Raw genomic sequence first — 16,741 nt, forward strand, 5'->3', positions numbered from 1 at the left:
CGTATCCCGAACCCTGCTGCGTTGCGCGGTCTTCCGGAGTCGGAGCTGCAGGCGGTGGCGGACGCGGTGCGGGCCGAGATGATCGACGCGGTCTCGATCACGGGCGGCCATCTCGGCTCCGGGCTGGGCGTGGTCGAGCTCACGGTCGCGCTGCACCACGTGTTCGACACCCCCGACGACCGCATCGTCTGGGACGTCGGCCACCAGTGCTACCCGCACAAGATCCTCACCGAGCGCCGCGACCGCATCCGCACGCTGCGCCAGGGCGGCGGCCTGTCGGGCTTCACCAAGCGCTCCGAGAGCGTCTACGACCCCTTCGGCGCCGCCCACTCCTCGACCTCGATCTCGGCCGCGCTCGGCATGGCGGTCGCCCGCGACCTCGACGCGGCCTCCGCCAAGCAGAAGGGCCAGGCGCGCAAGCGCCGCAACGCCATCGCGGTGATCGGCGACGGCTCGATGTCGGCCGGCATGGCCTACGAGGCCATGAACAACGCCGGCGCCCTGCACTCGCGCCTGATCGTCATCCTCAACGACAACGACATGTCGATCGCCCCGCCTGTCGGCGCCATGTCGGCCTACCTCGCGCGGCTCGCCTCGGGCGGCACCTACCAGTCCCTGCGCGAGACCGCCAAGCAGCTCGGCAAGCTCCTGCCGAAGGCGCTCTACCAGCGCGCGGCCGCGGCCGAGGAGTACGCCCGCTCGCTCGTGGTCGGCGGCGGCACCATGTTCGAGGAGATGGGCTTCCACTACGTCGGTCCCGTGGACGGGCACAACCTCGACCACCTGCTGCCGGTGCTGAAGAACGTGCGCGACGCCGAGCACGGCCCGATCCTGCTGCACGTGGTCACCCGCAAGGGCAAGGGCTACGCGCCGGCGGAAGCCAGCGCCGACCGCTACCACGGCGTGGTCAAGTTCGACGTGGTCTCAGGGGTGCAGGCCAAGGCCAAGCCGAACGCGCCGGCCTACACGCGGGTGTTCGGCGAGAGCCTGATCAAGGCGGCGGACGCCGACGACCGGGTGGTGGCGATCACGGCCGCGATGCCGGGCGGCACGGGCATCGACCTGTTCGGCAAGGCGCATCCGGACAAGACCTTCGACGTGGGCATCGCCGAGCAGCACGCGGTGACGTTCGCGGGGGGGCTGGCGACCGAGGGCTACCGTCCGTTCGTGGCGATCTACTCGACGTTCCTGCAGCGGGCCTACGACCAGGTGGTGCACGACGTGGCGCTGCAGAACCTGCCGGTGCGCTTCTGCATGGACCGTGCGGGGCTGGTGGGGGCGGACGGGGCGACGCATGCCGGCGCGTTCGACCTGGCGTATCTGTGCTGCCTGCCGAACATGACGGTGATGGCGGCGGCCGACGAGGCCGAGCTGGTGCACATGGTGGCGACCGCGCACGCGCACGACACGGGCCCGATCGCGCTGCGCTACCCGCGCGGCGAGGGTGTCGGCGTCGAGCTTCCGGAGCGGGGCGAGGTGCTGGCGATCGGCAAGGGCCGTGTGGTGCGGCGGGACGCGGAGGCGCGGGTGGCGATCCTGAGCCTGGGCACGCGGCTTTCGGAGGCTCTGAAGGCGGCGGACACGCTGGCCGAGCAGGGCGTGGCGGTGACGGTGGCGGATGCGCGGTTCGCCAAGCCTCTGGACGAGGCGCTGGTCCTGGAGCTTGCGCGGGACCACGAGGTTCTCCTGACGATCGAGGAGGGCTCGCGGGGCGGGTTCGGCGCGATGGTTCTGCACCTGCTCGCCGAGAAGGGCGCGCTGGACGCGGGGCGGGTGCGGGTCCGGACGATGACCTTGCCGGACGCCTACCAGGACCACGACAGCCCGGAGAAGATGTACGCGCAGGCGGGGCTCGACGCCGCCACCATCGTCAGGACCGCGCTCGATACGTTGCCGGAGCGGAAGGAAGGGCGGTCGCGCCTGCGGCTCGCCTGAGGTCGGCCGCCGGGCCGCGGCTTGCCGCTCGAGCGGTTCGATGACACAAGCGCGGCGCGGCTGGGGATCCCCGGCCGCGCTGGTTTTCGGTAACCCTCCAGATCCGTGATGGCAGAGGCCATAACCCCCGGCTCATCCGAGGTCGGTCCCGTGCTGATCACCGGCGCGAGCGGCTTCCTCGGCTCCGCATTGGTCGACGTCTTCCGCCGGGCCGGCTTCCCGGTGCGCATCCTCGTGCGCGCCTCGAGCCCCCGCCGGAATCTCACCTGGACCGACGTCGAGATCGCCGAGGGCGACATGCGCGATCCGGCCGCCGTGGCGGCGGCGATGCGCGGACAGCGCTACCTGATCCACGCGGCGGCCGATTACCGGCTCTGGGCGCCGGACATGGAGGAGATCGTCCGCACCAACCGCGACGGCACGCGCCTGATGATGCGCGCGGCCCTGGAGGCGGGGGTGGAGCGGGTGGTCTACACGTCGAGCGTCGCGACGATCAGGCCGCCGGCCGACGGCGTCACGCCCTCCGACGAGACCATGCCGCTGACGCCCGAGACCGCCATCGGCGCCTACAAGCGCAGCAAGGTCGTGGCCGAGCGGGTGGTCGAGGAGATGGTCGCCCGGGACGGCCTGCAGGCGGTGATCGTCAACCCCTCGACGCCGATCGGTCCCCGCGACGTCAAGCCCACCCCCACCGGCCGGATCATCCAGGAGGCGGCGCTCGGCAAGATGCCGGCCTTCGTCGATACCGGCCTCAACCTCGCCCACGTGGACGACGTGGCCCAGGGGCACCTCCTGGCGCTGCGCAAGGGCCGGATCGGCGAGCGCTACATCCTCGGCGGCGAGGACGTGTTCCTGTCGCAGATGCTCGCCGACATCGCCGGGATGGTCGGGCGCAAGCCGCCGACCGTGAACCTGCCGCGGGCGGCGGTCTACCCGGTGGCGTTCTTCGCCCAGCTCGCCGCCCGGGTCACCGGCAAGCAGCCCTTCGCGACGATCGACGGCATCCGCATGTCCCGCTACCGGATGTTCTTCTCGGACAGGAAGGCGCGGGCCGAACTCGGCTACGCGGCGCGGCCCTACCGCGAGGGCCTGTCCGACGCGATCACGTGGTTCCGGGAGGCGGGGTACCTCGCATGAGCACCCTCGAGACCGCCGCCGCGACGCGCTCCGGCAAGGGCCACCACGACGAGAATTTCCCGGTCGCCTCGCACCTGATCCATCCGCGCCACCGCGGCGCGATCCTGGCCTTCTACAACTTCGTCCGTGCCGGCGACGACGTGGCCGACCACGCGGACCTGTCGCCCGAGCGCAAGATCGAGCTGCTCGACCGGCTGGCGGATTCGCTCACCGGTGCCGGTCCCTCCGATCCGGAGGCCGAGCCGCTCAAGCGCGAACTCGCCGCCCGCGGATTGCCGCCCCGCCACGCCCTCGAACTCCTCGACGCGTTCCGCATGGACGCGCGCAAGAGCCGCTACGCCAACTGGGACGAGCTGATCCATTACTGCCGCTACTCGGCGATGCCGGTGGGGCGATTCGTCCTCGACGTGCACGGCGAGGACCCGGCCCGGGTCTGGGGGCCCTCCGACGCGATCTGCGCGGCTCTGCAGGTGATCAACCACCTCCAGGATTGCGGCAAGGATTTCGCCGCCCTCGACCGGGTCTACCTCCCGCAGGATTGCCTCGACCGCCACGGCGCCACGGTGGCGATGCTGGGTGAGGCCAAGGCGCTGCCGCAGCTCCGGGCCGTGATCCGCGAGCTGGCGCAGAAATGCCTCGACCTCCTCGACGAGGGTGCGGTCCTGCCGGACCTGATCGACGACCTGCGTCTGTCGCTGGAAATCGCCGCGATCCACCGCCTCGCCGTGGTTCTGAGCCGGGGCCTGCTGGAACGCGACCCGCTCTCGGAGAAGGTCCATCACGGCAAGGCCGCCTTCGCCCTCACGGCGCTCGGCGGCGTCACCGCCACCCTGACGCGCCGGCCCTTCCGCGGCCGGATCGTCCGGGCCGCGGCTCAAGGAATCCGCCCGTGAGTGCCACCGCGACACCCGCCCACGACCCCGAGAGCGCCGCTCCGGCGCTGCCGGCCGCCGGCTCCTCGTTCTACACGGCCATGCGCCTGCTGCCGAAGGAGCGGCGGGAGGCGATGTATGCCGTCTACGCCTTCTGCCGGGCGGTGGACGACGTCGCCGACGACGGCGGCACCCGGGCGGTCCGGCAGGTCGAACTCGACCGCTGGCGCGCCGACATCGACGCCCTGTATGCCGGCCGCCCGGTCCCCCGGGTCCGCGACCTCGTGGAGCCGGTGCGCCGCTTCGGCCTGAAGCGCGAGGATTTCCAGGCCGTGATCGACGGCATGGCCATGGACGCCGTGGCGGACATCGTCGCCCCCGACGCCGAGACCCTCGACCTCTACTGCGACCGGGTCGCCAGCGCCGTCGGGCGACTGTCGGTGCGGATCTTCGGCATGCCGGAGGCGGACGGCGTCCGGCTCGCGTGGCATCAGGGGCGCGCGCTCCAGCTCACCAACATCCTCCGGGACATCGACGAGGATGCCGAGCGCGGCCGGCTCTACCTGCCGCGGGAGAAGCTCCAGGCCATCGGCCTCACCGACCCGACGCCGGTCGAGGCGATCCGTCATCCGCGCATCGGCGAGGTCTGCACCTCCCTCGCCCGAGAGGCCGAGGACCATTACCAGGCGACCTGGGAGATCATCCGGCGCAGCCCGCGCAAGGCGACCAAGGCCGCCCGGCTGATGGCGGCGGCCTATCACCTCTATCTGAAGGCGGTGCTCGCACGCGGCTGGGCCATGCCCCGCGCCCGGGTGAAGCCCGGCAAGCTCGCCCTCCTCGGCGTCGTCCTCCGGCACGGCCTGATCTGATGGGCACCGTTCACGTCGTCGGCGCCGGCCTGGCCGGCCTGTCCGCCGCTGTCGCCCTGGTCGATTCGGGCGCCCGGGTCGTGCTGCACGAGGCCGCCAAGCAGGCGGGCGGTCGCTGCCGCTCCTATTACGACCCGGCCCTCGGCCTGACCATCGACAACGGCAACCACCTGCTGCTCTCCGGCAATGCCGATGCACTGGGCTTCCTCAAAACGGTCGGCGCACCGCCCGACGCCCTGGTCGGGCCCGACGCGGCGGAGTTCGACTTCGCCGATCTGGAGACCGGCGAGCGCTGGCGCCTGCGGCCCAACGCGGGACGGCTGCCCTGGTGGGTGATGAGCCCGGCGCGGCGCGTTCCCGGCACGAAGGCACGCGACTACCTCGCGCCCCTCGGCATCCTGCGCGCCGCCTCCGGCAAGGCGGAGGGCGCGGGCGGCACGATCGGCGCCCACATGGCGTGCGAGGGCGCGCTCTACCGGCGCCTCTGGCATCCGGTGCTGCTCGCCGCCCTGAACACCGAGCCCCGCGACAGCGACGTCGGCTTGGCGGCGCGGATCCTGCGCGAGACCCTCGGCGCCGGCGGCAAGGCCTGCCGGCCCCTCGTCGCCGTCGAGGGCCTGTCCTACGCCTTCGTGGACCCGGCATTGCGCTACCTGACGGGGCGCGGCTGCGAGATCCGCCTCGGCCGGCGCCTACGCGGGCTCGACCTCGCGGATGGCCGGGTCGACCAGCTCGTGTTCTCGGACGGCGCCGAGAGCCTCGGGCCGGAGGACGGCGTCGTCCTGGCGCTGCCGCCCTGGGTGGCCCGCGAGGTGTTGCCCGGTCTCCTCGCCCCGATGGAATTCCGCTCCATCGTGAACGCGCATTTCGCGTATGTGCCGAAGCCCGGCAGCCCCCTGGTCCTCGGGGTCGTCAACAGCCTGACGGAGTGGCTGTTCGCCTATCCGGACCGGTATTCGGTGACGATCAGCGGGGCGGACCGGCTTCTCGACGTGCCGCGGGAAGACCTCGCGCGGCAGATCTGGTCCGAGATCGCACAGCTGTGCAACCTTGCACCGGACCTGCCCAGCTGGCAGATCGTAAAGGAGAAGCGTGCGACCTTCGCGGCGACGCCGGCGGAAGCCGCGCGGCGACCCAGGGCCGAAACCGCCTACGACAATCTCGTCCTGGCAGGCGATTGGACCGCCACCGGCCTGCCGTCGACGATCGAGGGAGCGATCCGCTCGGGCCAGACGGCCGCGCGCGCCCTGCGCGTGGGATCAACCGTGCGCGCCGGAACCCAGGCGCGCGGCGCAGCTTGAGGCATGGCGTCCGCCGCGAGGCGGTCGTTCGAGGCGACGAGGACGATGAGAGAGGCCGTAAGCAAGGTCGAGGCGCTTCAGCGCTCGAAGACGCAGGGGATCTCGCTCGACGATGTCGAGCGCGGCGTGGTGCATGCGACGCGCGCGCTGACTGCCCTGGCACAAGACGACGGGCATATCTGCTTCGAACTCGAGGCGGATGCCACGATCCCGTCCGAGTACATCCTGTTCCACCATTTCCGCGGCACGCAGGTCCCCGGCGACCTCGAGGCCAAGATCGGCAACTATCTCCGCCGCACCCAGGGGCGGCACGGCGGATGGGCCCTCGTCCACGAGGGGCCGTTCGACATGAGCTGCACGGTCAAGGCGTATTTCGCCCTCAAGATGATCGGCGACGACATCGAGGCGCCGCACATGCGCCGGGCGCGCGAGGGCATCCTGTCCCGCGGCGGCGCGGCCAACGCCAACGTGTTCACCCGCTTCATGCTCGCCCTCTACGGCGAGGTGCCGTGGCGCGCCGTGCCGGTGATGCCCGTCGAGGTGATGTTCCTGCCGAAGTGGTTCCCGTTCCACCTCGACAAGATCAGCTACTGGGCGCGCACCACCGTGGTGCCGCTGTTCGTGCTCCAGGCGACGAAGCCCCGGGCGCGCAACCCGCGCGGCATCAGCGTGCAGGAACTCTTCATCACGCCGCCGGAGAGCGTCCGGCGCTGGCCGGGCTCGCCCCACGCCACCTGGCCCTGGACGCCGATCTTCGGCTTCATCGACCGGATCCTCCAGCTCGTGGAGGATCACATGCCGCGCAAGAGGCGGCAGCGGGCCATGGAGAAGGCGCGCGCCTGGGTCAGCGAGCGGCTGAACGGCGAGGACGGGCTCGGGGCGATCTTCCCCGCCATGGTCAACTCGGTGCTGATGTACGAGGTGATGGGCTACCGGCCCGATCACCCGCAGGTCCGCGTCGCCTGCGACGCCATCGAGAAGCTCGTCGTCGAGAAGGCCGACGAGGCCTATGTCCAGCCCTGCGTCTCGCCGGTCTGGGACACGGCGCTCGCGAGCCACGCGCTGCTCGAGGCCGGCGGCCCCGAGGCCGAGGCCCAGGCCCGCGCCGGGCTCGACTGGCTGAAGCCCCGTCAGGTGCTCGACATCGTCGGCGACTGGGCGGCGCGCAAGCCGAAGGTCCGGCCGGGCGGCTGGGCGTTCCAGTACGCCAACGCCCATTATCCCGACCTCGACGACACCGCCGTCGTGGTGATGGCGATGGATCGCGCCATGCACCAGCACGGCCTGGTCGCCGGCATGCCCGACTACAAGGCCTCCATCGCCCGCGCCCGCGAATGGGTCGAGGGGCTGCAGTCCGAGGATGGCGGCTGGGCGGCGTTCGACGCCGACAACAACCACATGTACCTCAACCACATCCCGTTCTCGGATCACGGCGCGCTGCTCGATCCGCCGACCGCGGACGTGACCGCCCGCGTGGTCGGGATGCTGGCCCAGCTCGGCGAGACCCGCGAGACCTCCCGGGCGCTGGACCGCGGCGTGAACTACCTCCTGAACGACCAGGAGGAGGACGGCTCGTGGTACGGCCGCTGGGGCATGAACTTCATCTACGGCACGTGGTCGGTGCTCTGCGCCCTCAACGCCGCCGGCGTCGATCCGGCCGATCCGCGGATCCAGCGGGCGGTCTCCTGGCTCGTCCGCATCCAGAACCCGGATGGCGGCTGGGGCGAGGACGCGTCCTCGTACAAGATCGACCCGGCCTTCGAGCCCGGCTCCTCCACCGCCTCGCAGACCGCCTGGGCGCTTCTCGCCCTGATGGCGGCCGGCGCGGTCGACGACCCGGCGGTGACCCGGGGCATCAACTTCTTGACCCGCACCCAGGGTGCGGACGGGTTCTGGAAGGAGGAGCGCTACACCGCCACGGGCTTCCCGCGGGTATTCTACCTGCGGTACCATGGCTACCCGAAGTTCTTCCCGCTCTGGGCGATGGCGCGCTTCCGCAACCTCAAGCGCGGCAACAGCCGGCGCGTCCAGTTCGGCATGTGATGTGAGGGGGCCGGCCGCGAGGGCCGGCCCCGCCCCGCCGGATCGCAGCGCGTCCGACCGTCCCGGTGACCGACTCGCGAGCCCCGGTATCCGACACGTGGCCTCCTCAGACAGCGATCCCGCGGGACCGGGCAAGCCCCGCCCCGTGCCGGATCGGCCCGCCGCCGCACCGCGGCGCTCGCGCCTGCTTGCGGACCTCGCCGGACTGGTCCACCAGCGCGCCATGATCGACCCGACCGCACCCGTCCTGGCCGTCACCGGCCTCGCCCGCGAGCGCCGCATGGCGGCAGGGGAGGGGGTCGAGGCGGTGGGCGCCGGCGGCAACCCGCACCGGCTCCGCCAGCTCCTCGACGCGCGCGTCCCACCCGGGTGCCGGGCCGTCGTCAGCTTCGGGATCGCGGGCGGGCTCGATCCGTCGCTCAAGCCCGGGGACGTGGTGGTGGGCACCGGCGTCGTCGGCCAGGAGGGGCGGCGCGCCGTCGATCTCGACCTCTCGGCGACGCTCCTCAACGCCCTGTCGGGGGTGGGGCCGCGGGTGATCCCGGCGGATCTGGCCGGCGTCGACACGGCCGTCCTCGCCGTCGACGGCAAGACGGAGTTGCGGGCCGCGACGGGAGCCGCCGCCGTTGACATGGAGTCTCACGTGGCCGCGTCCTTCGCCGGGCGGCACGGGCTCCCCTTCGCGGCCCTGCGGGTGATCTGCGACCCTGCCGGCCAGGCGCTGCCGGCCTTCGCCGCGGAGGCGCTCACGGCGGACGGTGAGCCCGACATCGCGGCGGTGTTCTTCGCCTTCGCCCGCGGCCGGGCACGGCTCGGGGATCTGATGCGGCTCGCCCGCGATTCGAACGCCGCGTTCGCGGCCCTCGGCCGGTGCCGGGCGCGGCTCGGGTCGGGACTGGGGATCCCGATACCGGGACAAAATCCGGCTTCGGGTTGAGGATGCGGCCACCCATCGTCTTTGCGAGCGCAGCGGAGCAATCCAGCAGCGCCACGCCCGTCGATGTCGTGGTTCACCGGGTTGCTTCGCAGCGCTCGCAAAGACGACCGGTTTGAAGGCGCAAAGAGGCGCCGGCCTGATCGGCCGGCGCCAGTCGGGGGTCACCACGAGACGGCGCGAGGCGGAAGAACCCCGCGCCGGGAGGAACCGGCCTCAGCCGGCGTTCTTGCTGAGCGAGACCGCGACGAAGCGCGTCTGGCCCTTGCCGCTCTTCACCCGCATCAGCACGGCCTTGCGCCCGCTCGACTCGGCCGACCGGATCTGTGCCGCGACATCCGCGGGACGGGACACGCTCTGGCCGCCGACGTCGAGGATGACGTCGCCCGCCTCGATGCCCTTCGCGGCCGCCGGCCCGTCGGGATCGACCTGCACCACCGCGACGCCCTGATCGGACAGGCCGACCTCACCGGCCGGGGCGAGCTGCAGACCGAGCCGCGGCTGGCCGTTGCCCGAATCCTCGTCGCGGCTGGCCATCTTGGAGCCGTCGGTGGGCATGGTGCCGAGCGTCACCGTGGCGGTGTCGGACTTGCCGCCGCGCAGGTAGCTCAGCTCGATCTTGGCGCCCGGCTTCATGCCGGCGATCTTGCGCGACAGCTCGCGGGCGCTGTCCACCGTGTCGCCGTTGACCTTCTCGATCACGTCGCCGGCCTTGAGCCCGGCCTTGGCGGCCGGCGTGCCGTTCTCGGCGTGGTCGACCAGGGCACCCTTGGCCTTGTCGAGGCCGAGCCCCTCGGCGATGTCCTGCGTCACCGGCTGGATCTGCACGCCGAGATAGCCGCGGGCGACCTTGCCGTCGGTGCGGAGCTGATCGACCACCGCCTGCACGGTCTCGGCGGGGATCGCGAAGGCGAGGCCGACGCTGCCGCCCGACGGGGACGCGATGGCGGTGTTCATGCCGACCACCTCGCCGTTGACGTTGAAGGTCGGACCGCCGGAATTACCCTTGTTGATGGGCGCGTCGATCTGCAGGAAGTCGTCGTAGGGACCGGCGCCGATGTCGCGGCCGCGGGCCGAGACGATGCCGGCGGTCACGGTGCCGCCGAGGCCGAACGGGTTGCCGATCGCCACGACCCAATCGCCCACCTGCGGCGCGGCCTTGCCGAACTGCACGTAGGGGAAGTTCGAGCCCTCGGTGATCTTCAGCAGCGCGACATCGGTCTTGGAATCCTTGCCGATCACCTTCGCGTCGAGGGTGCGGCCGTCGTCGAGGGTCACCTGCACGGTTTTGGCGTGATCGACCACGTGGTTGTTGGTCACCACGTAGCCGTCGCCCGAGATGATGAAGCCGGAGCCAACCGCGCCCCGCGGACCCTGGTGCTGAGGCTGCATGCCGCCGGGGCCGTTCTGGCCGAAGCGCTTGAAGAATTCACGCAGCTGCGGCGGCACGTTCTGGAGGTTGCGGCCCTGGCTCGGGCCATCATCGTCGTCGCTGCTCGCCGAGTCGTCGAGCTTGACCTTCACCGAGACGACGCCGGGCTTCACCTTGTTGACGATGCCGGCGAAGGAGCCCGGCGGATGCTCGGGGGCCTCGATCGGCGACTTGGGCAGGGCCTGCGCGTAGGCGGGCGTGGCGGACGGCAGGTAGCCGCTGCCGAGGGCGCCGCCGGCGATCAGCGCGGCGGCCGCCACGGAGGCGAGGGCGCGGCGCGAGGTGCGGCCTGAGGGACGGGTCTCGGTCATAGGGGTCTGAACCTCTTGAAACTGATCGGGACGACGCCGGCTCACGCGGCGGTCGATGGGATCTGTCTAGAGGGCCGCCCCTGACCCGGGCGTGGCGGTCAAATTACCGTTTGGACAGGTGGTGGTGCGGCCATGCGGGGTCAGGATCATCCGCAGGTTGCTGGCATGCGCGCATGACGGCCGGGTCGTGTCACCGATCGAGTTCGACCCGGCCGTCCTTACGCGCGGAGTGAAGCAGGCCAATCGCCAGCATACCCTTCGCGGTTGCGCTTCGCCCCTGACGAAAGAGGGGCGCGTCAGCAGCAGCGTTCGAACGGATGTCGCATGACGGCCCGGACGGCGCCGCCGGCCGTGCCGGGTCTGGGCGAGACGCGCTCAATCCCCGCTCAGCCGGACCAGGGCCTCCTCGATCTTCACGAGCCGCGCCGCCTCGCTCTCGCGCCGCTCGCGATTCTCGTCGATGATCTCCTCGGGCGCCCGGGCCACGAAGTCGGCATTGCCGAGCTTGGCGTCGATCTTCTTGATCTCGCCCTGGGCCTTGCCCTGCTCCTTCTTCAGGCGCGCGACCTCGGCGGCGAGGTCGACGACACCCTCCAGCGGCAGGGCGGCGACGCTGCCGCGCACCAGCAGCTGAACCGAGTTCCTGGGCGGACTCTCCGCGAAGGTGATCTCCGACAGCCGGGCGAGGCGCAGCAGCGTGTCCCGCCACGCCTCGACCCGCGCCCGGATTTCCGGAGCGGCGCCGACCATCGCCAGCGGGATCTGCGCGCCGGCCGGGACGTTGGTTTCGGAGCGCGCCGAGCGGATCTGGCTGACGAGATCGACCACGAAGCCGACCTCGGCCTCGGCGGTCGCGTCTGCGAGTCCGGCTAGGTCCGGCCAGGGCGCCAGGGTCAGGAGCCCGCGCTCCGGCAGGGCTGCGCCCTTGATCGCCCACAGTTCCTCGGTGAGGAAGGGCATGAACGGGTGCAGGAGCTTGGCGACCTGATCGATCAGGAACGCGACGCTGGCCTGCGTCTCCGCCCGGACTGCCGGATCGACGCCCTCGCCCTGCAGCACCGGCTTGGCGAGTTCGAGATACCAGTCACAGAAAATGTTCCAGACGAAGCGGTAGGCGGCACCCGCCGCATCGTTGAAGCGGAACGCCTCCAGCGCCGCCGTCACCTCCGCCACCGCGCGGGCCGCCTCGGTCAGCGCCCAGCGGTTGATCGCACCGGTCGCGGAACGCGGGTCGAACGCCGGATCCAGGCGGCAGCCGTTCAGCTCGGCGAAGCGGGCGGCGTTCCAGAGCTTGGTCGCGAAGTTGCGGTAGCCCTGGACCCGGTCGGTGGACAACTTGATGTCGCGGCCCTGAACGGCCAGCGCGCAGAGGGTGAAGCGCAGGGCGTCGGCCCCGACCTGATCGATCAGCTCCAGCGGATCGACGACGTTGCCCTTCGACTTCGACATCTTCGCACCCGACGCGTCCCGCACCAGCGTGTGCAGGTAGACCGTGTTGAAGGGAGCCCGGTCGGTGAGGTGCAAGCCCATCATCATCATCCGGGCCACCCAGAAGAACAGGATGTCCTTGCCGGTCACCAGGGTGTTGGTCGGGTAGAAGCGGGCGAAGGCCGGCGTGGCATCCGGCCAGCCGAGGGTCGAGAACGGCCAGAGCGCCGAGGAGAACCACGTGTCGAGGACGTCCTCGTCGCGGGTGAGGGCGACCGGCCGGCCGACTTTCGCCTCGGCCTGGGCCAGGGCCTCGGCCTCGCTCTCGGCGACGAAGACGCCGCCTTCCGCGTCGTACCAGACCGGGATCTGGTGGCCCCACCAGAGCTGGCGCGAGATACACCACGGCTCGATGTTGGTGAGCCACTGGAAGAAGATCTTTTCGTAGTTTTCGGGGACGAATCTGGTCTGTCCGTCGCGCACCGCCTGGAGGGCGCGTTCGGCCAGCGGCTTGACGTTCACATACCACTGGTCGGTCAGGTAGGGCTCGATGACCACGCCCGAGCGGTCGCCGTGCGGGACCGCGTGCGTGTTCGGCTCGATCGTGCGCAGGCGCCCGCGCGCCTCCATCAGCTCGACGACCTTCCTGCGCGCGTGCGCCCGGTCGAGGCCGTGAAGCGCCAGCGCCTCGGGCTCGGGGGCGGCGTCGGCCAGGAACGCCGCGTTGCCGTCGAGGAGCATCTGACCTTCGGGGTCGAGCACGTTGATCAGGCCGAGGCCGTGGCGGCGGCCGACGTCGAAGTCGTTGAAGTCGTGTGCCGGGGTGATCTTCACCGCGCCGGTGCCCTTCTCGGGGTCGGAGTACTCGTCGGCCACGATCGGGATCAGCCGGCCGACCAGGGGCAGGCGCACGCGCTTGCCGACCAGTGCCGTGTAGCGTTCGTCTTCCGGATGGACCGCGACGGCGGTATCGCCCAGCATCGTCTCGGGGCGGGTGGTCGCCACTGTGATGACCGCGCCGGTCTCGGCGCCGGCCTCGTCCACCACCGGGTAGTCGAAATGCCAGAGGTGGCCCTTGGTCTCGATCTGCTGGACCTCCAGGTCCGAGATCGCGGTCTGGAACTTCGGATCCCAGTTCACCAGCCGCTTGTCGCGGTAGATCAGGCCCTGCCGGTGCAGGTCGACGAAGGTCTTGAGCACGGCGCGGCTCAGCCCCTCGTCCATGGTGAAGCGTCCGCGGGACCAGTCGCACGAGGCGCCGAGCCGTTTCAGCTGGTTGACGATGGCGCCGCCCGATTCCGCCTTCCAGGCCCAGACCTTCTCGACGAAGGCGGCCCGGCCGATCTCGCGGCGGCCTGGCTCCTGGCGCTCCATCATCCGCCGCTCGACCACCATCTGGGTGGCGATGCCGGCATGGTCCGTCCCCGGCTGCCAGAGCACGTCCTTGCCGCGCATGCGCTCGAAGCGGCAGAGGATGTCCTGCAGGGTGTTGTTGAGGGCGTGGCCCATATGCAGCGAGCCCGTCACGTTCGGCGGCGGGATCACGATGCAGTAGGGGCTTGCTCCGGCGCGCTCGGGCCGTCCGGCGCGAAACGCGTCCGCCTCAGTCCAGGCGGCGGAAATCCGCGCCTCGACGGAGGCGGGCTCGAAGGTCTTGTCCATCATCGCGGGTACGGGCCGGCGCTTGTCCAAACGGGGTCGGCCCCGCTTTCGACCGTCACGCCGCTCCCGTCAACACGCGGCGGGCAGGGCCGGGTGGTCGGACCCAGGCGCAGCGGCTCACCGGCCGCGCGAGACCCGCTCGATCTCGGCGCGCACGAGACGCTCCACCACGGCCGGCAGATTGTCGTCGAGCCAGGACTTCAGCATGGGCCGAAGCATCTCCTTGACGAGATCCTCGAGCGTGCGGGCGTTCTGGGTCAGCACCGTATGGGCCAGCAGGTTGAACGCGCCGCTGACGCTGGCATCGGTCGCCGGCGAGACGAGGGCCTCGGGCTCCGGCTGCGGGGCCTGGAAGGCAGGCTCCGGCCGCGTAGCCTGGAAGGCAGGCTCCGGGGGCGGGCTTGGCGGTGCAGGCGGTTCCGGCACCAGCTCCGACTCCCGCGCGACGGGCTCCGGATCGTCGAAATCGATGGCGTCGAAATCGAGGGGCTCGGGCTCCGGCGCGACGACGCGCGGCCGCACCACGGGCTCGGCGGCCTCGGCGAGGTCCAGCACATCCTCGGGCTCGGGCGTGGCCGTCTCGGTCGGCTTCGTCGCCTGATCGTCGGCGATGATCCGCCGGATCGACGCGAGGATCTCTTCCATCGAAGGCTCGTGCGCCTTGTCGGCAGCCTTGTCCTGGAAATTCGAATCCTGGATCTTGGGGCTTGCTGCACTCATCGGCAGGCGCACTCGGGCATGGGAGACTGGAATGCGACCCGGGCGGGTCGGTGTTCGATCAGTATTTCATGCCGTTTCGTTGCGGCAAGCGCGCCCGCACCACACTCCCCGTGGAAAAGACCTCAGCGTCCGTCCGGCGTGCGCAGGCCGAACCACAGGTCCTTGACCTGATCGTAGTGGACCTTCGCGCTGTAGTATTCCACCGGCAGTGCCGTGAAGCGCGCCGTAAGCTGTCCGATCGCCTGCACCACCCCGTAGGAGAAGATCACCCGGTCGCGCTGGGCGAGGATCAGGTTCACCCGCGAGTTCAGCAATTCCTGCTGTGCGTTCAGGACGTCGAGGGTGGTGCGCTGGCCGACGCGGGCCTCCTCGCGCACGCCGTTCAGCGCCACCTCGTTGGCCTGGACCTGAGCCTGGGCGGCGATGACCTGCGCCTTCGCGGCCTCCAGCCGGCCCCAGAAATCGACGATCTGCGCCCGGACCTGATCGCGGACCTGATCGACCTGGATCCGCGTCTGGCCGACCGTCTCCTTGGCCTGGCGGATCTGCGCGTAGGTCTGGCCGCCCTCGTAGATCGGGATGTTGAGCCGGCCGCCGACGAAGCCGACGAAGAAGCTCGTGTTCGGGCCGTTCTGATCGTAGAGCTGGCTGAGCGAGCCCTGAAGGCTGAGGCTCGGTGCGAGCTGGCCTTCCAGCACCTTGACCTGCGATTCGGCGGCATCGACGGCGTGGATGGCCGACACGATCTGCGGATGCTCGCGCAGGCCGACGGCGATGGCCGCGTCGAGGCTCCCCGGCACGAACCGATCCAGCGGCCGGCCCGGCGCGAGCTGGCGCGGCTCGACGCCGATATTCTGCCGATAGATGCCGATGCTGGTGCGCAGGGCCGATTCGGCCGCGCTGACCTGCGAGCGGGCGCCGGCGAGGCGCGCCTCCGCCTGGGCCACGTCGGTCCGGGTCACCTCGCCGACGTTGAACCGGTCGCGCGTCTGCCGGAGCTGCTCTTCCAGCACCTCGACGTTGTTGCGGTTCAGCTCCAGCGTCGCGGTGTTGCTGAGCACGTTCATGTACGCCTGGACGGCGTTGTAGAGGACCGTGAGCTCCGTATAGCGGAGCGTCTCGCGCTGGCTGTAGACGGTCGATTCGGCGCGCCGGGTCAGGTTGTCGGTCTGGAATCCGTTGAAGATGGTCTGCGAGACCGTCAGATTCGCGCTGCTCGGCAGATAGGTCGTCCGGATCGTCCGGCTCGATCCGATCGTCTGCGTCGCGATGTCGGTCGAGCCTCCGACAGAACCCCCGACGGCGGAGGCCGTCTGACCGGTGCCGCCCGTGGTGAACGAGCCGGCCGTCCCCGTGCCGGTCGTGCCCGAGGTGGTTCCGATACCCGTCGACGTACCGAGACCCGCGCCGGTGCTCGCACTCGTACCCAGAGCGCTGCCGGCACCCGTCGCTGTCGCGCCCGTGCCGGTCGAACTCGCGGCCGTGAGAGCGCTCGCGCTGCGGGTCTGGAGGTACTGGACACCGATGGACGCACCGACGTTGACCTGAGGCCGGTATCCGGATTGCGCGATCGCCACGTTCTCATCGGTCGCCCGAACGCCCGCACGGCTCGCGTTGAGCGTCGGATTCCCCTGGTAGGCCTTCGCGAGCGCGCTCTCTAAGGTCTCCGCAGCGGACGGTGTCGCTGCCAAGAGCGCGAGCGCGGAGACCATTCCGACGGAGCGGAACTTCAGGCAACCCGCTTGTGGACGCAGTGTCACGATAAACAAGCCCTTGCGGTCTCTTTCAATCCGGATTCCCGAGACGAGAACGGCCAAGGTACGGCGTTACGCTGGTATCCGATCAAGCCCGCCCCACGGTTAGGCTTAGCGCAAAAGCTGCGATCTGGCTCGGGTCAGCAGTGCAGATGGCAACCGAATATAAGGCGCTGGGGCTTTCAGGTGACACATGGCCCGAAGTCGATCCAGACAAGGCGCACGGCGGTCGACGGCAGACGCTGCCATGGGGCCGAAGAAGCCGCGCTCGCCCGTCCTCGCTCCAGCGGAGGTGGCGGTTATCGTCGGCGCCCGGCGCCACACACTGCCGCCGCCGGACGAC

At 70.7% G+C, this 16,741-nt stretch carries 11 protein-coding genes; 7 read left to right on the top strand and 4 right to left on the bottom strand.

All coding sequences use genetic code 11. The features are described 5' to 3' along the window. Positions 1 to 3: 3 nt before the first annotated feature. The 7 genes from dxs (at position 4) to ACLBX9_RS32205 (ending at position 9,094) form a co-directional block, all read left to right on the top strand. Positions 4 to 1,935: a 1-deoxy-D-xylulose-5-phosphate synthase gene (gene dxs, locus ACLBX9_RS32175; protein WP_447721785.1), complete on the top strand. Its 1,932-nt coding sequence runs from the start codon at positions 4 to 6 to the stop codon at positions 1,933 to 1,935. A 108-nt stretch (positions 1,936 to 2,043) separates the two neighbouring features. After that, positions 2,044 to 3,072, top strand: a complete 1,029-nt coding sequence (hpnA, locus tag ACLBX9_RS32180) for a hopanoid-associated sugar epimerase (protein WP_051072104.1) — start codon at positions 2,044 to 2,046, stop codon at positions 3,070 to 3,072. After that, positions 3,069 to 3,965, top strand: a complete 897-nt coding sequence (hpnC, locus tag ACLBX9_RS32185) for a squalene synthase HpnC (protein WP_447721749.1) — start codon at positions 3,069 to 3,071, stop codon at positions 3,963 to 3,965. Before hpnA ends, hpnC begins: the two co-directional genes overlap by 4 nt. After that, the gene (gene hpnD, locus ACLBX9_RS32190; protein ID WP_447721750.1) at positions 3,962 to 4,813 is read left to right on the top strand and encodes a presqualene diphosphate synthase HpnD; all 852 of its coding nucleotides are present in this window, start codon (positions 3,962 to 3,964) and stop codon (positions 4,811 to 4,813) included. The genes hpnC and hpnD overlap by 4 nt, the downstream gene beginning before the upstream one ends. After that, positions 4,813 to 6,114, top strand: coding sequence for a hydroxysqualene dehydroxylase HpnE (hpnE, locus tag ACLBX9_RS32195; RefSeq protein WP_447721751.1), 1,302 nt, complete (start codon positions 4,813 to 4,815; stop codon positions 6,112 to 6,114). Before hpnD ends, hpnE begins: the two co-directional genes overlap by 1 nt. 45 nt (positions 6,115 to 6,159) lie before the next feature. Further along, positions 6,160 to 8,157, top strand: coding sequence for a squalene--hopene cyclase (gene shc, locus ACLBX9_RS32200; RefSeq protein WP_447721752.1), 1,998 nt, complete (start codon positions 6,160 to 6,162; stop codon positions 8,155 to 8,157). 223 nt (positions 8,158 to 8,380) lie between these two features. Further along, a complete protein-coding gene (locus tag ACLBX9_RS32205) occupies positions 8,381 to 9,094 on the top strand; it encodes a phosphorylase (protein WP_447721786.1) in 714 nt (237 codons plus the stop codon). A gap of 213 nt (positions 9,095 to 9,307) precedes the next feature. On the opposite strand, the gene ACLBX9_RS32210 is transcribed toward ACLBX9_RS32205, so the two are convergent. The 4 genes from ACLBX9_RS32210 to ACLBX9_RS32225 form a co-directional block, all read right to left on the bottom strand. After that, on the bottom strand, positions 9,308 to 10,834 hold the full coding sequence (locus ACLBX9_RS32210) for a Do family serine endopeptidase (RefSeq protein WP_447721753.1): 1,527 nt from the start codon (positions 10,832 to 10,834) through the stop codon (positions 9,308 to 9,310). 375 nt (positions 10,835 to 11,209) lie between these two features. Continuing rightward, positions 11,210 to 13,927, bottom strand: a complete 2,718-nt coding sequence (locus ACLBX9_RS32215) for a valine--tRNA ligase (protein WP_447721754.1) — start codon at positions 13,925 to 13,927, stop codon at positions 11,210 to 11,212. Between the two features lie 114 nt (positions 13,928 to 14,041). Then, positions 14,042 to 14,644, bottom strand: coding sequence for a PopZ family protein (locus tag ACLBX9_RS32220; RefSeq protein WP_447721755.1), 603 nt, complete (start codon positions 14,642 to 14,644; stop codon positions 14,042 to 14,044). Between the two features lie 122 nt (positions 14,645 to 14,766). After that, positions 14,767 to 16,356 carry a TolC family outer membrane protein gene (locus tag ACLBX9_RS32225; RefSeq protein ID WP_051072105.1) on the bottom strand — a complete coding sequence of 530 codons (1,590 nt, stop codon included), beginning with the start codon at positions 16,354 to 16,356 and terminating at the stop codon, positions 14,767 to 14,769. Between the last annotated feature and the right edge of the window lie 385 nt (positions 16,357 to 16,741).

This window comes from Methylobacterium sp. A49B, from assembly GCF_053346215.1.